Source organism: Ferrovibrio sp. (genome assembly GCF_046297595.1).
In the GTDB taxonomy this organism is placed as follows: domain Bacteria; phylum Pseudomonadota; class Alphaproteobacteria; order Ferrovibrionales; family Ferrovibrionaceae; genus Ferrovibrio.
Map to the genome: position 1 here is coordinate 542,515 of NZ_JBKBHT010000002.1, position 13,293 is coordinate 555,807.

The following is a 13,293-nucleotide window of genomic DNA, read 5'->3' on the forward strand; positions in this document are numbered from 1 at the left end:
TCAGGTTGGCGGCAGCAGTGATACATTAATTTCGAGACAAGAATCGGCGCAGCGGCCAGAGGGGAGGCAGCATGCAGCCCGTCAACGAACATGCCGAACGGCCGGAGAGTTCCGGTCATGCAGAGAGCGACTTGCATGCGGCGCTGCATTCCGTGCGATACGGCATCCTGCTGCTAGATAGCGATCTCCGGGCGATTTTCATTAATCGCGCCTTTCGTCAAATGTGGCGTCTACCGGATTCGATTGCGGACAATACCCCTCTTTTCTCGGCATTGCTTGAACACGGCTGGAGTCAGGGATTCTATCGCGCCACCGAAGCCGAAAAGCAGAGTTACCTTGCCGGCCGCATGGCGCAGATCGAGCGTCTGGATGGCTCCGGCCAGGTGGATCTGGATTTGCAGGATGGCCGCACGCTCCGGTCTGAAATCGTTACGCTGCCGAATGGCCAGCGCATGATCACGTATATGGATATCACCCCTCTGATTGAGGCCTCGCGGGCGGCCGAAGGTGCCAACCGCGCAAAATCCGACTTCCTGTCGGGCATGAGCCACGAGCTGCGCACGCCGCTGAACGCGATCCTCGGTTTTGCCCAATTGCTGCAGATGCCGAATATAGGATCGCTGACTGGCCGCCAGCAGGAATTCGTGGATTACATCCTGCGCGGCGGCACGCATCTGCTGCGTCTGATAGACGACGTGCTGAGTTTCGCCAAACTGGATGCCGGCAAGCTGCCAATCCGCATCGAGATATTCGCCCCGCAGGTCGTGATCGCTGACCTCGAGCCTATCGTCAACCCGCTGGCTCGCGAGGCGGGCATCAATCTGCACTGGCCCGAGGCCGCAAACTTGCCGTTGTTGCGGGCGGACCGCGTGCGCACGGTACAGGCGCTGCTTAACCTGCTTTCCAATGCCATCAAATATAACCGGCCCATGGGCCAGGTGTGGCTTCGCATCTCTCCCAATGAGACGCGGTTACGCTTTACAGTGCAGGACGATGGGCCTGGCATCCCATACGAGCGGCAGGCCGAGCTGTTCCAGCCGTTCAACCGCCTCGGGCGCGAGGCAGGGGGCATCGAGGGCAGCGGTATCGGGCTGGCGCTGACCCGCAAACTGGTGGAGTCGATGGGCGGGCAGATCGATTTCGACAGTCGCCATGGCGAAGGCAGTCAGTTTTGGATCGAATTGCCTTTAGGGCGGGCAACGCCGACGGCGGTGCCCACAACGGGCGGGGCGGAGCAGGCAGAGAATACGACAGTGCTGCGTGGGGGCTTTACGCTGCTCTACATCGAGGATCACGCACCGAACCGGATGCTCATGCAGCATCTGATGGCCACGCTGCCGGATGTAAGTTATCACTCTGCCGCCACCGGGCAGGCAGGTTTGGAGCTGGCGCGTCGTGTGCGGCCAGATGTGATCCTGGTCGATATCAACCTGCCCGATACCGATGGTTATCGCGTATTACAGGCGTTGCGTTCCGATCCGGAGACGGCCGCGATTCCGGTCGCGGCGCTGACCTCGGAGGTGCATCCCGATGCAATTGCCCGCGGGCGGCAGGCGGGCTTCGAACTCTATTTCGCCAAGCCGATCGACTTTGCATATTTGCTCTCTGGGCTGGACCGGCTGCTGCGTCGGCGGAAAGCCTAAGACCGCTTCAGCACCATCTGGGTACCAAAGAAGCTCATCACGGTCTCGCCCGTCTGGTTCTCGATCCAGTATTTCATGCGTACGATGCCGCGATCCGGCTTCGATGCGCTTTCGCGCTTGTCCTCGATGCGGGCGCGGCCATACAGCGTATCGCCCGGCCGCACCGGCATGAACCAGCGGATTTCGTCAAGTCCCGGCGAGCCCATGCTGCCCTTGCCCAGCAGGCCGGCCTGCAGCAGCATGCGGAAACCCAGCAGCCCGGTCTGCCAGCCCGAGGCGATCAGGCCGCCATAGGGCGATTTCTCGGCCGCCAGTTTGTCTAGGTGGAAGGGCTGCGGATCGTAGGTGAAGGCAAAGGCGAGAATCTCCGCCTCCGAGATCGTCACGCCATCGGCCCTGATGATCTCGCCAACCGTGTAATCCTCGAACCAGCGCTCGCTTCTGCTCATTGCTCACACACTCACATTGCGGAAAAACGACTGCACATCCTGGATGAAGGCATCGGGCTGTTCCATCGCCACGAAATGGCCGCCGCGTTCCAGGTCTCGACGATGTGTCACGTTATAACCGCGCTCCAGCCACCCCTTTGGCGGCGGCGGCACCATGTCCCAGGGCGGCAGCAGGAAACCGGTTGGCACGCTCACGAATTCGCTGGGTTTCAGCGTCATGTCGCCTGACCTCACGGCGGCCCAGTACATCCAGGTCGAGGTCGTCGCCGTGCCAGTCAGCCAGTAGAGCGCGACATTGGCGATCATATGATCGATATCGAAGGGCGGATCCTGTTCGACAGGAGCGCGGGCGAAACCGTGGAATTTTTCCGCGATCCAGCCGGCCAGCCCCGCCGGGCTGTCGCTCAGGCCGTAGCCCAGCGTGGTGGGCTTGGTGCTCTGGATGGCGAAATAGCCGCTCTCGGCGCCCTGGATCTTCTTGGTGCGGGCGATCCATTCCTTTTCGGCCGCCGTGAAGGGGGTCGAATCTTTGGTCAGGGGTGGGCGAAGCGGCACCATGTTGAGATGCAGCATGATGGCGTGATCGGGATAGTCTGCGCCCAGCCAGCTTGAGACGATCGAGCCCCAGTCGCCCGCCTGTACCAGGAAACGGCCGAATCCCAGCACCTCCACCATCAGGTCGCACCACAGCTTCGCCACCGCACGCGGACCGATGGGTTTCTCCAGCGGCATCGAGAAGCCATAACCCGGCAGGCTGGGGCAAATCACCGTGAAGGCATCTGCCGCCTTGCCGCCGAACCGTTCGGGATGCGCCAGCTTCTCGATCACATCGATGAATTCCAGAACCGAACCGGGCCAGCCATGGGTGAGCAGCAGCGGTCTCGGATTATCGCCTGAGCCGGGTTCGATCAGGAAATGCACGCTCTGCAGTTTGCCGGTATCGGGCCGTTTCAGCGCCACGCGATATTGCAGGAAGCGGTTCAGCCGCGCTTCCCAGTGCCGCCAGTCAAAGCCATCCTGCCAGCGCGCTATAAAGCGGCGCATGTAATGCCCGTTGCTGCCATATTGCCAGGCGGCATCTTCGGGTTCGGCGGGAAAACGCGTCAGCGCCAGCCGCTGGCGCAGGTCGGCCAATGCCGCCTCTGGAATCGCGACGGTGAATTTTTCCGCAGCCGGGGCGAGGCGCAACATGTCAGCTTCGCTTCAGCGTGGCGGTCAGCAGGCCGGCGCCGATCAGCATGCTGCCGCCGGCGCGGTTCACCCAGGTCATGGCATGTGGCGATGCGATGCGCCGGCGTGCGCCACCCATGACGGCGATGTAACCAATCTGCGTGCCCGTGGCGATCACGTTGAAGGTCAGGGTCAATGCGATCACCTGCGGCCAGAGCGGCCGGGCCGGATCGATGAACTGCGGCAGGAAGGCGGCAAAGAAGAGGATGCCCTTCGGATTCAGCAGCGTGACGATGAAGGTCTGACCGATGGCCTTGCCCATGCCGCTGCGTGTCGCAGCGACGGGCGTCGGTGCGCTGGCCGGCGCGCGCCAGAGCTTGATGCCCAGCCAGACCAGGTAGCCGGCGCCCAGCCACTTCATCACCAGGAACGCTTCGGCGGAAGCTGCCAGCAGCGCACTGAAGCCCAGCACCGAAAGTGCGATGGCGCAGATGTCGCCCAGGATCACGCCAGCCAGGCTGGCAAGTCCGACGCGCCAGCCGCTGGCCGCCGTATGGCCCAGGATCATCAGGGTGGTGGGCCCGGGAATGGCGATCAATACCGCGGCGGCGGCGGCGAAAGCGAGCCAGAGGTCGAGACTGATTGGCATGCTGATATTCCTCCCTGTCGGCAGCCAGCCATGCCTGAAGCCGGCTTGGCAAGTGCCGGTGGCGACAGGGCGGCATTATAAGAACAATAGAAGAAAATTATCTTGAAAATAAGATTAAAATCTTATATGATGTGCTCGCATATTGCAAAGCCATATTCGGAGTCACTCATGCCATCGCTTTTGGACGACATTGATTTCACGATGCTTTTGGGTCCCGCAGCCCAACCCGAACCAGACGCGGACCCGTTCGGCCGCATCGGCGCCGGCGATCCGGCCTGGGAACAGGCACGGGAAGCCTGGATGGGCGGCGCCAGTCTGGAGCGGTTGTTTGGCGACCGGCTGTTCCAACTGAACGACGCAGTCGGCGCCAACAAGGCGAACCAGCGCGGCGACGTCTTCAAGGTCCAGAGCCTGCTGCATCGGGAAGGCCATCTGGATGCAGAGGCGACCGGTGGTCCGACGGGTTATTGGGGCATCCGCGACGATACCGCCATGAAGGCCCTGCAGAAGGAAGGTGGCCTGACGGTCGATGGCTGGGCCGGACCGGGCGGCGAGACGATGAACCATTTTCAGACCATCTATCTGCCTCAGCAGGAACAGCCGGACCTGGAGGAGGGGCGAAGATACCAGGCTGAAACGGCGCGCGATCTGGCGTGCCAGCTAGGCCTCGATCCCGATCAGATCGACATGGAGAATCCGGCGGTGCTGCCGGCCTTGGGTGCGGTGCGGTTCATTCGTTATGGCAATGGCCATGAGCGGCAGAAATCCTTGCAAAAGGTGCAGGATCTGAAAGCCAGCGATCCGAAGCTGGCCGGACGGCTGCATGCCTTGGCGACCGAGATCGTCAGTCAGCCGCAGTGGCATTATGACAAAATGACGCCCGAAGAATTGCGACAGAGGCAGATCAGGCTCGATGAGGCGGCGCATTATATCGACGACAAGGAGAGACGCATTCGCCCTTATCTGCCGAAATACATCAAGCGTATGGATCGCTGGCTTTTCCGGCCGATGTCGGATGCGCTAATTCGGGATGAGCGACAGCGACTACAGGATGAATTGGATCGCCGCCGCGATCCACGCGACCGCTAGGATCGCGATCGGCGGCGGAAGCGTTGGGCGACGGCGCCCCAGGCTGTGGCGGCCATGACGAGCAGGATTCCCCAGTCCAGCACCGCCACGGCCATGATGCGGCCAAGCAGTCCGCCGATGCGCTGCCGTGAACGCAGGCGACGGTAGAAACGCGGATAACGCTTAAGGCGCCGAAGCTGGCGACCGGCATCTTCCTGCACTGCGGTCGTGACGTTATATTGGGTGTCATAGACGATATCGGGTAATTCGGACGGCATGATGTGGGAATGCCTCGCATCTGAAACCGGCGATTGCCAGACTAGCATGAAGCCTCGGCCGCGATTGCGGCAAAATTCGGATGATGATCCGCGTATGCAGATCAGGTGAGGCCTTCCACCGCCAGGGCGGCGAATGTCGCCAGCCAATGTTCGCCACCGTATTCGCCGCTTTCCAGGAAGGGCAGGCTGGCGGCTTCGTGAGATTCGGCCATGGCGAGCAGTGCCGGTCGCTGCGGATCCGGCAGGACTGCTGCAATACTGCGCAGGCACCAGGCCCGCGAGAAATTGAGCCCGTCCAGATGCACGCCCTTGGCATCGCTGCGATCGGCCACGATGGCCGGCGTGAATGGCTGTGCCGGCAGGAAACGCGCGAACCATGATGCGAAGTCATCCGCGGGTAACAACATCGCCATCAACAGGGTTTCGGTCAGCGCGCCGGACAGGAAATCGTCGCCGTTGGGCTCGTAATGCGCCGGGTAATCGGCATCAGGCAGGAATTTCGCTCGCGCATAGGACTCGATGGTCTGCGCCAGAGTCGTCTTGCCGCAGATGCGGGCGTAATGCAGCGCCAGGATCAGGCCAAAGGCAGTGTTGAAATGCGTGCCGGCGCGGATCGGATAGGTCAGCTTCGCCAGATAGGCCGGGAAAGCCTGAGCGATATGATCTTCTAGGGGGCGCAGGGCGGCGCGCCAGCGCCTCGCCTCGGGTTGCGGCCACAGGTGCAACTCGGCGCATAGCGCCAGCAGCCAGCCCCAGCCATAGGGCCGTTCCCAGGTGCCGCGTCCCGGCTGTTGCATGTAGGCCGCCTCTGCCGCACCGCCGTCGGCCGTGAAATGCGCGGCAAGCAGCACCAGCGCCTTGTCGGCTATCGGCAGATCGGGGTACCGGCGCAGGCAGCGCACCAGCAACCACCAGCCATGCACGGCCGAATGCCAGTCGTAGGAGCCGTAGAACACCGGATGTAGGCGGCTGGGCGGCTGCACATCCGTTGGCCCGTTCAGAAAATGCGCCAGGCTGTTGGGGTATTCGGTCCCGAGGTTACGCATTGGCAGGGCGGCGAAGCGGGTGGCCTGCTGGCGCGTGAGGCGGGCGGGAGAGTTGTTCGTCATGTTGCGATGTGGCCCGGGGGTCGGCGGTCCGTCAATCTCTCGGGCAATCCTTCGGGCCCGGCGCCTGATGACGGCCGGCTGGAAAATGTTAAGAATAAGTTGAGAACAAATAGCGAAATATTCTCTGGACGTTCTCATTTTTCTGTGGCAGTGTTCTCATATCGTTCAGCCATCCCCACAGGAAAGGCAGCCGTCATGTTCATGCGTCCGTTTTCCGTCGACAAGCCGCTTCGCAACCGCCTGCTTTCCCCCCGGGCCGCCAGCGCGCCAGCCGATCCGGTCTGGACCATGGCCTGCGCCTGGATGAATGGGGCGTCGCTGCGCCAGCTGTTCGGTGACCTAGTATTCGACTTGCTGGAAGATGTGGGCGTGGGCCGGTCCAACCGCCGCGCCGATGTGGCCAAGCTGCAGGCCCTGCTGCATCGCGAAGGCGATCTTGACCTGTTCGCCAGCGGCGGCCCGACCGGCTACTGGACCAGGCGCGAGGATTCCGCCCTGCGCGCCTTCCAGCAGCGCCACGGGCTGAAGGTCGATGGCGCCGCGGCACCCGATGGCGAGACCATCACCCTGCTGCGGGCGCTTTACGCCCCGAAGCACTGAAAACAAAAAGATCGCCAGTGAGCGCCCGCCCGGATTAGGCCCAGGGCGCTCACTTGCCGTGGCAGTATTTGTATTTCTTGCCCGAGCCGCAGGGGCAGGGGCCGTTACGCGGCGCGTGTTTCCAGGTCGCCGGATCGTTCGGATCGACCAGGGTGTTGCGGGCCTGACTCACCGGCCGGGCCGGCAGGCCCTCCGCTCCCGCAACGCCATCCTCGGATTCCACCAATTCGCCGCGGCTTTCATGCCAGTTCTGGCTCTGGGGCTGGCTCGGCCGGCTGAACAGGTCCTGCGGCGGTTCTTCGGCGCGGATTTCCACGCGCGACAGAATCGATGTGACCTGTTCGCGCACACGGACCAGCATCTGCTCGAACAGCGCAAAAGCCTCGCGTTTGTATTCGTTCAGCGGGTCTTTCTGGGCATAGGCGCGCAGGCCGATGGCCTGACGCAGGTAATCCAGCTGATGCAGATGTTCCTTCCAGGTCTGGTCCAGAACCTGCAGCAGCAGGCTGCGCTCCACCATGCGCATCGTCTCGGGGCCGAAATTGGCAGCCTTCTCCGCCATGCGGCGGTCGACGATGTCGTGCAGGCGCTCGCGGATCTGCTGGTCGGCGATGCCTTCCTCCTTGGCCCAGTCGACGACCGGCAGCTCAAGCGCGAAGACGCGCCGCACCTCTTCCTGCAGTCCCTCCGCATCCCATTGTTCGGCATAGGCCTTTTCCGGGATATGGCGCTTGACCATCTCGTCGACGATCTCGGCGCGCATGTCGGTGATCGTGTCGGCCACGTCGTCGGCCTGCATGATCTCGATGCGCTGTTCGTAAACGACCTTACGCTGGTCGTTCATCACATCGTCGTATTTCAGCAGATTCTTGCGGATCTCGTAGTTGCGCGCCTCGACCTTCTGCTGCGCCTTCTCGAGCGCCTTGTTAATCCAGGGGTGGATGATCGCCTCGCCTTCCTGCAGGCCCAGGCGCTGCAGCATGGCGTCCATGCGCTCGGAACCGAAGATCCGCAGCAGGTCGTCTTCCAGCGAAAGGAAGAATTTCGACGCACCCGGATCGCCCTGGCGGCCTGAGCGGCCACGCAACTGGTTGTCGATGCGCCGGCTTTCGTGGCGTTCGGTGCCGATCACATACAGGCCGCCGGCCTCGCGCACGCGCTGCTTCTCGGCTTCTACCTCGGCGCGGATCTGCGCCGCCAGTTTTTGCTGCACCTCGCCATCCATGCCCTGCGTCTCGGCCAGGATACGCATGTCGGCATTGCCACCCAACTGGATGTCGGTGCCGCGGCCCGCCATGTTGGTGGCGATGGTGACGGCATTCAGCCGGCCGGCCTGGGCGACGATGAAGGCTTCCTTGTCGTGGTGGCGCGCGTTCAGCACGTTATGGGCGATACCGCGCTGCTTGAGGAAATTCGACAGCAGCTCGGATTTCTCGATCGACACCGTGCCGACCAGCACCGGCTGGCCCTTGGCGCTGCATTCGGCAATCAGCTTGACGATGGCCTCGTATTTCTCGCGCGCGGTGCGATAGACCTCGTCGTCGGAATCGATGCGGGCGACCGGCAGATTGGTTGGAATCTCGATCACTTCCAGACGATAGATATCGGCGAATTCCGAGGCTTCCGTCGAGGCCGTGCCGGTCATGCCGGCCAGCTTGGGATACATGCGGAAGTAATTCTGGAAGGTGATCGAGGCCAGGGTCTGGTTCTCGGTCTGCACCTCGACGCCTTCCTTGGCTTCCAGCGCCTGGTGAAGGCCGTCGGAGTAACGCCGGCCTTCCATCATGCGGCCGGTGAATTCGTCGATGATGATCACCTTGCCGTCCTTCACGATGTAGTCGACATCGCGGGTGAACAGCTTGTGCGCGCGCAGGGCCTGGTTGGCGTGGTGCACGGCGGCGATGTTGTCGACATCGTACAGCGATTCCGATTTCAGCAGGCCGGCATCGCGCAGCAGCTGCTCGATATGCTCGGTGCCGGCTTCGGTGAAGCTGACGGTGCGCTGCTTTTCGTCCTTCTCGAAATCGGAATCCCGCAGCGACGGGATGAGGACGTTCACCTTCACATAGAGATCGGTGGTGTCTTCCGAGGGGCCGGAAATGATCAGCGGCGTGCGAGCCTCATCGATCAGGATCGAGTCGACTTCGTCGACGATGGCGAAAGTGAACGGGCGCTGCACCATCTCCTCGCGACGGAACTTCATGTTGTCGCGCAGATAATCGAAGCCGTATTCGTTGTTGGTGCCGTAAGTGACGTCGGCGGCATAGGCGGCACGGCGTTCCTCGTCGGTCAGACCATGCACGATCACGCCGGTGCTCAGGCCCAGGAAGCGATAGACCCGACCCATCCATTCGCAGTCGCGCTTGGCCAGGTAGTCGTTCACGGTCACGACATGCACGCCCTTGCCGGGCAGCGCGTTGAGATAGACGGCCAGGGTCGCGACCAGCGTCTTGCCTTCGCCGGTCTTCATTTCGGCGATACGGCCATCGTGCAGCACCATGCCGCCGATCAGCTGCACGTCGTAATGCCTCTGGCCCAGCACGCGTTTGGCCGCCTCGCGCACCACGGCGAAGGCCTCCGGCAGCAGATCGTCCAGATCCGTGCCCTGCTCCAGTCGCGCCCGGAATTCGGCAGTCTTGGCCTGCAGGGCGGCATCGTCCAGCTTGGCGATCTCCGGCTCCAGGGCGTTGATCGCCTCGACGGTCTTGAAATACCCCTTCACGGCACGGTCGTTGGCCGAACCGAACAGCTTCTTGGCGATCGCGCCGAACATTATGCCGTACCCCTGGGAAGTCTGCTAAATCCGCGTCGCAACACGAGAACCGGGCGACGGAAACCGCGCATTAGATATGCATTGCCCCCTGCCATGTCAACGAAGGGGGGCGGTTTTAGAGGGCGATTCCCCGCATTGACCCGCGAGGATTCAAAGGGTTACATCCCGCTGTCACAGAAAGGCATTGCCCGTGTCCGCTTCTCCCTCCGCGCCGGCCCAGCCCGGCCCGCCCGACCCAGTCCACCTGGCCCAGGCCCTGATCCGCTGTCCAAGCGTGACCCCGGTCGACAAGGGGGCTCTGGGCGTACTGGAACAGGCGCTGACCGCACTGGGGTTCCACTGCGAGCGGCTGAAATTCTCGGCTCCCGGCACGCCGGATGTGGAGAATCTCTATGCCCGCTGGGGTGCCGGGCCGATCGGGCGGAATGAAGGGCCGAATTTCTGCTTCGCCGGCCATACCGACGTGGTGCCTGTTGGCGATGAGAAGGCCTGGACCATGCCGCCCTTTGGCGCCGAAATCGCCGCGGGCCAGCTTTACGGTCGGGGTGCCGCCGACATGAAATCGGCCATTGCCGCCTTTGTTGCCGCTGCCGGCCGCTTCCTGCAGTCCCGCAACGGGCAACTGAAGGGCGGTATCAGCCTGCTGATCACCGGCGACGAGGAAGGCCCGGCGATCAACGGCACAGTGAAGGTGCTGCAATGGCTGGCCGAGAAGGGCGAAACGCTGTCGGCCTGCGTGGTCGGTGAGCCGACCAATCCGCTGAAGCTGGGCCAGATGATGAAAATCGGCCGCCGCGGATCGCTCACGGCCCGCATCACGGTGCATGGCATACAGGGCCATGTCGGCTATCCGCACCTGGCCGACAATCCGATCCCGAAACTGCTCGACATCCTCACGGCACTGAAAAGCCGTCGGCTCGACACCGGCAACGCGCATTTCGAGCCGTCGAATCTGGAAATCACCACCATCGATGTCGGCAATCCGGCCAACAACGTGATCCCGGCCAGTGCCCATGCCGTGCTCAACATCCGTTACAACACGGAACAGACGTCGGATGGCCTGAAAAGTTGGATCACCCGCGCCTGCGAGGCCGTTTGCGGCAGCCAGAGTGGCAATCGCGCGCTGCAGGGCACCCGCTTCGACCTGGTGCTGGAAGACGGTGCCATGCCTTTCCTTACCCGGCCTGGGCCGTTCGTCGCCGCCATGGCCGATGCAGTGCGTGAAGGCACCGGGCAGGAGCCGGAACTCAGCACCACCGGCGGCACTTCCGATGCCCGTTTCATTCAGGCCTATTGCCCGGTGGTGGAATTCGGCCTGATCGGCCAGACCATGCACAAGGTGGACGAACACGCCGCCGTCGCCGACATTCAGGCACTGAGCCGCGTCTACGAGGGCATGTTGCAGCGGTTCTTCGCTGCCGCCTGATCCATGGCCTTGCCCAACCGCGCCGAAATCGCCGCCGCGCTGAAAGGCTTGGCGCTGCTGCTGCGGGGCGATGCCCGCGCGCTGCAGCATTATGACTTCAGCCTGGACGGTTTCTGGCGGTCCTTCGGCCTGCCGCTGTTCTGCCTGGCCGTCTATCTGATCCTGCAGCCGGTCAATCCGGTCCAGGCCGAAATCTGGGCCGACAACCGGCTCGGTTTCCTGCTGATGCAGGGTCTGGAATACCTGCTGGCCTGGGCGGCATTCCTCATCGCCATAGCCGCCGTCAGCCGGAGTTTCGGTCTCGGGCACCGCTATGCGGTGTTCGTCGTGCTCTACAACTGGGCCCAGGCCATCGTCACGGCCGCCAGCCTGCCCATATTGGCCGGCAGCCTGATCGGACTCCTGCCCCTGGGCACACTGGCCGGCTGGAGCACCGGCATATTGCTGCTGTGGCTCTATATCGTATTGCAGGCCGGCCGGATCGGCCTCGGTGCCGGCCTGTCGCTGGCGGTGGGCGCCGCCTTTCTGGATCTGGCAATCAGCCTTCTGGTGCATCGGCTCTTCGATCTGGTGTCATGATGGCTGCCGGCTGGACTTGCTCGCTGCTCTGGGGCAGGGTAACTGCCGAATAAGTCCCGCGCCGGGCTCGATTCTGAAAGGCCGGCCGATCCAGAACGAGGACCAGAATGGACCAGAATTTGCGCCAGCAGCTGATCGCCATGATCGACGAGGCCAAGCGGGTTCGCGCCACGCTCAGCGCCGATGGCAGCCTGTTCCAGGGGTATAACGCCGACCTGCGCGCGATGCATAACAGCCAGGCGAAAACGCTGGCCGACATCATCGACCAGCATGGCTGGCCGGGGAAGTCGAAAGTCGGCGAAGACGGTGCGGTCGCGGCCTGGATGATTGTCCAGCAGGCCATCGGCCTGCCGCGTTTCATGCGCGCCTGTCTTGAGATCATCGAAGCGGAAGTTACCAAAGGCGAGGTGCCGCGCTGGCAACGCGCCTTGCTGATTGACCGTATCCGCTGGCTGGAAGGCAAGAAGCAGGTCTATGGCACCCAGTTCGACTGGGACGAGAAGGGCCAGCTCAATCCGATCCCGATCGAGGACGAGGCAATGGTCGATTCCCGCCGTACCCTGGCCGATCTGGTGCCGATGGCCGAAGGCATTCAGCAGCGCCGCCGCGAGGCAGAGCAGAATGGTGAAGTCGCGCCGGCCAATCCGGCCGTGCGGCGCAAGGATTTCGAGGGCTGGGCCAAGGCGATTGGCTGGCGCAGCTAAACTGCGCGTTTCAGTAATCCACCTGCATCAGGGTCAGGCCTTCCGCCGGTGCCGTCGGCCCGGCGGCGGAACGGTCGCGCTTTTCAAGCGCCGCCTGCACGTCGGCGGCCGACCAGCGCCCTTCACCCACCAGTTTCAGCGTACCCACCATGTTGCGCACCTGGTGATGCAGGAAGCTGCGCGCCTTCGCAGTGACGTGGATCTCTTCGCCCGCGCGACTGACTGCCAGATGCGCCAGCGTCTTCTCGGGTGATTTGGCCTGGCATTCGGCGGCGCGGAAACTGGTGAAGTCGTGATGGCCGACCAGGATTTGGGCGGCGTCATGCATCGCCACCACATCCAGCGGCACCGGCACATGCCACACGAAGCCGGCTTCCAGTGCCGGCGGCGGCCGGCGGTTGAGGATGCGGTAGAGATACTGCCGCCCGGTGGCGGAAAGCCGGGCGTGGAATTCCGGCCCGACGATGGCGGCATCCAGCACCTTCACCGGCTCCAGCCGCAGATGGAAATTCAGTCCGTCGCGGATGCGGTCGGCGGTGAAGTCGCGCTCCAGGTCGAAATGCACCACCTGGCCGCGCGCATGCACGCCGGCATCGGTGCGCCCGGCCGCCACGGTTTCCACCACCTGGCCGCTCATGGCCTGGATGGCTTCCTCCAGCGCCTGCTGCACCGCGCGATTGTCCTGCTGGCGCTGCCAGCCGACATAGGCGCCGCCGTTATATTCGATGGTGAGGCGGAAGCGCGGCATGGTTTAAAAAACAACTCGTGGATGCCCGGACCAAGTCCGGGCATGACGGTAAGGGAAATGACTAAAATGAAAAACGTCATGGCCGGGCTTGTCCCGG

13 protein-coding genes are annotated in these 13,293 nt (G+C 63.1%); 6 read left to right on the forward strand and 7 right to left on the reverse strand.

All coding sequences use genetic code 11. The features are described from left to right. The first annotated feature begins 71 nt into the window (after positions 1 to 71). Positions 72 to 1,643, forward strand: coding sequence for an ATP-binding protein (locus ACK4FJ_RS08445; protein ID WP_409765412.1), 1,572 nt, complete (start codon positions 72 to 74; stop codon positions 1,641 to 1,643). Here the strand turns inward: ACK4FJ_RS08445 and ACK4FJ_RS08450 are convergent. The 3 genes from ACK4FJ_RS08450 to ACK4FJ_RS08460 are packed head-to-tail and all read right to left on the reverse strand — an operon-like array spanning position 1,640 to position 3,911. Further along, a complete protein-coding gene (locus tag ACK4FJ_RS08450; RefSeq protein ID WP_409765413.1) occupies positions 1,640 to 2,092 on the reverse strand; it encodes a MaoC family dehydratase in 453 nt (150 codons plus the stop codon). The genes ACK4FJ_RS08445 and ACK4FJ_RS08450 overlap by 4 nt on opposite strands. 3 nt (positions 2,093 to 2,095) lie before the next feature. Continuing rightward, a complete protein-coding gene (locus ACK4FJ_RS08455; protein WP_409765414.1) occupies positions 2,096 to 3,283 on the reverse strand; it encodes an epoxide hydrolase family protein in 1,188 nt (395 codons plus the stop codon). 1 nt (position 3,284) lies between these two features. Next, the gene (locus tag ACK4FJ_RS08460; protein ID WP_409765415.1) at positions 3,285 to 3,911 is read right to left on the reverse strand and encodes a LysE family translocator; all 627 of its coding nucleotides are present in this window, start codon (positions 3,909 to 3,911) and stop codon (positions 3,285 to 3,287) included. A gap of 168 nt (positions 3,912 to 4,079) precedes the next feature. On the opposite strand from ACK4FJ_RS08460, the gene ACK4FJ_RS08465 reads away from it, so the two are divergent. After that, positions 4,080 to 5,000 (forward strand): peptidoglycan-binding domain-containing protein, encoded by a 921-nt coding sequence (locus tag ACK4FJ_RS08465; protein ID WP_409765416.1) that lies wholly within the window; start codon positions 4,080 to 4,082, stop codon positions 4,998 to 5,000. Here ACK4FJ_RS08465 and ACK4FJ_RS08470 read toward each other — a convergent pair. Both ACK4FJ_RS08470 and ACK4FJ_RS08475 read right to left on the reverse strand, forming a co-directional pair. Continuing rightward, entirely contained in the window at positions 4,997 to 5,257 is a 261-nt protein-coding gene (locus ACK4FJ_RS08470) for a hypothetical protein (protein ID WP_409765417.1), read from the reverse strand. The genes ACK4FJ_RS08465 and ACK4FJ_RS08470 overlap by 4 nt on opposite strands. Positions 5,258 to 5,358: 101 nt before the next feature. Further along, on the reverse strand, positions 5,359 to 6,366 hold the full coding sequence (locus tag ACK4FJ_RS08475) for a DUF2891 domain-containing protein (protein WP_409765418.1): 1,008 nt from the start codon (positions 6,364 to 6,366) through the stop codon (positions 5,359 to 5,361). A 195-nt stretch (positions 6,367 to 6,561) separates the two neighbouring features. Between ACK4FJ_RS08475 and ACK4FJ_RS08480 the strand changes: the two genes are divergently transcribed. Then, positions 6,562 to 6,966 (forward strand): peptidoglycan-binding domain-containing protein, encoded by a 405-nt coding sequence (locus tag ACK4FJ_RS08480; RefSeq protein WP_409765419.1) that lies wholly within the window; start codon positions 6,562 to 6,564, stop codon positions 6,964 to 6,966. 49 nt (positions 6,967 to 7,015) lie between these two features. Here ACK4FJ_RS08480 and secA read toward each other — a convergent pair whose 3' ends face one another. Further along, positions 7,016 to 9,739: a preprotein translocase subunit SecA gene (gene secA / locus ACK4FJ_RS08485; protein ID WP_409765420.1), complete on the reverse strand. Its 2,724-nt coding sequence runs from the start codon at positions 9,737 to 9,739 to the stop codon at positions 7,016 to 7,018. A 190-nt stretch (positions 9,740 to 9,929) separates the two neighbouring features. Here secA and dapE point away from each other — a divergent pair, with 190 nt between their 5' ends. From dapE to ACK4FJ_RS08500, 3 genes are all read left to right on the forward strand, one after another. Then, positions 9,930 to 11,165 (forward strand): succinyl-diaminopimelate desuccinylase, encoded by a 1,236-nt coding sequence (dapE, locus tag ACK4FJ_RS08490; protein ID WP_409765421.1) that lies wholly within the window; start codon positions 9,930 to 9,932, stop codon positions 11,163 to 11,165. Between the two features lie 3 nt (positions 11,166 to 11,168). Next, positions 11,169 to 11,744, forward strand: a complete 576-nt coding sequence (locus ACK4FJ_RS08495; RefSeq protein ID WP_409765422.1) for a hypothetical protein — start codon at positions 11,169 to 11,171, stop codon at positions 11,742 to 11,744. Between the two features lie 107 nt (positions 11,745 to 11,851). Beyond that, complete coding sequence (locus tag ACK4FJ_RS08500) at positions 11,852 to 12,448, forward strand: DUF6624 domain-containing protein (protein WP_409765423.1); 597 nt, start codon at positions 11,852 to 11,854, stop codon at positions 12,446 to 12,448. A 10-nt stretch (positions 12,449 to 12,458) separates the two neighbouring features. Here the strand turns inward: ACK4FJ_RS08500 and truA are convergent, their stop codons facing one another. Continuing rightward, positions 12,459 to 13,196 (reverse strand): tRNA pseudouridine(38-40) synthase TruA, encoded by a 738-nt coding sequence (truA, locus tag ACK4FJ_RS08505; protein WP_409765424.1) that lies wholly within the window; start codon positions 13,194 to 13,196, stop codon positions 12,459 to 12,461. Between the last annotated feature and the right edge of the window lie 97 nt (positions 13,197 to 13,293).

Coding starts and splice junctions, on each gene's coding strand:
- secA (WP_409765420.1), bottom strand. CDS start 9,739: ATGTTCGGCGCGATCGCCAAGAAGCTGTTCGGTTCGGCCAACGACCGT.
- ACK4FJ_RS08500 (WP_409765423.1), top strand. CDS start 11,852: ATGGACCAGAATTTGCGCCAGCAGCTGATCGCCATGATCGACGAGGCC.
- ACK4FJ_RS08480 (WP_409765419.1), top strand. CDS start 6,562: ATGTTCATGCGTCCGTTTTCCGTCGACAAGCCGCTTCGCAACCGCCTG.
- ACK4FJ_RS08455 (WP_409765414.1), bottom strand. CDS start 3,283: ATGTTGCGCCTCGCCCCGGCTGCGGAAAAATTCACCGTCGCGATTCCA.
- ACK4FJ_RS08445 (WP_409765412.1), top strand. CDS start 72: ATGCAGCCCGTCAACGAACATGCCGAACGGCCGGAGAGTTCCGGTCAT.
- ACK4FJ_RS08495 (WP_409765422.1), top strand. CDS start 11,169: ATGGCCTTGCCCAACCGCGCCGAAATCGCCGCCGCGCTGAAAGGCTTG.
- ACK4FJ_RS08465 (WP_409765416.1), top strand. CDS start 4,080: ATGCCATCGCTTTTGGACGACATTGATTTCACGATGCTTTTGGGTCCC.
- ACK4FJ_RS08450 (WP_409765413.1), bottom strand. CDS start 2,092: ATGAGCAGAAGCGAGCGCTGGTTCGAGGATTACACGGTTGGCGAGATC.
- ACK4FJ_RS08460 (WP_409765415.1), bottom strand. CDS start 3,911: ATGCCAATCAGTCTCGACCTCTGGCTCGCTTTCGCCGCCGCCGCCGCG.
- truA (WP_409765424.1), bottom strand. CDS start 13,196: ATGCCGCGCTTCCGCCTCACCATCGAATATAACGGCGGCGCCTATGTC.
- ACK4FJ_RS08475 (WP_409765418.1), bottom strand. CDS start 6,366: ATGACGAACAACTCTCCCGCCCGCCTCACGCGCCAGCAGGCCACCCGC.
- ACK4FJ_RS08470 (WP_409765417.1), bottom strand. CDS start 5,257: ATGCCGTCCGAATTACCCGATATCGTCTATGACACCCAATATAACGTC.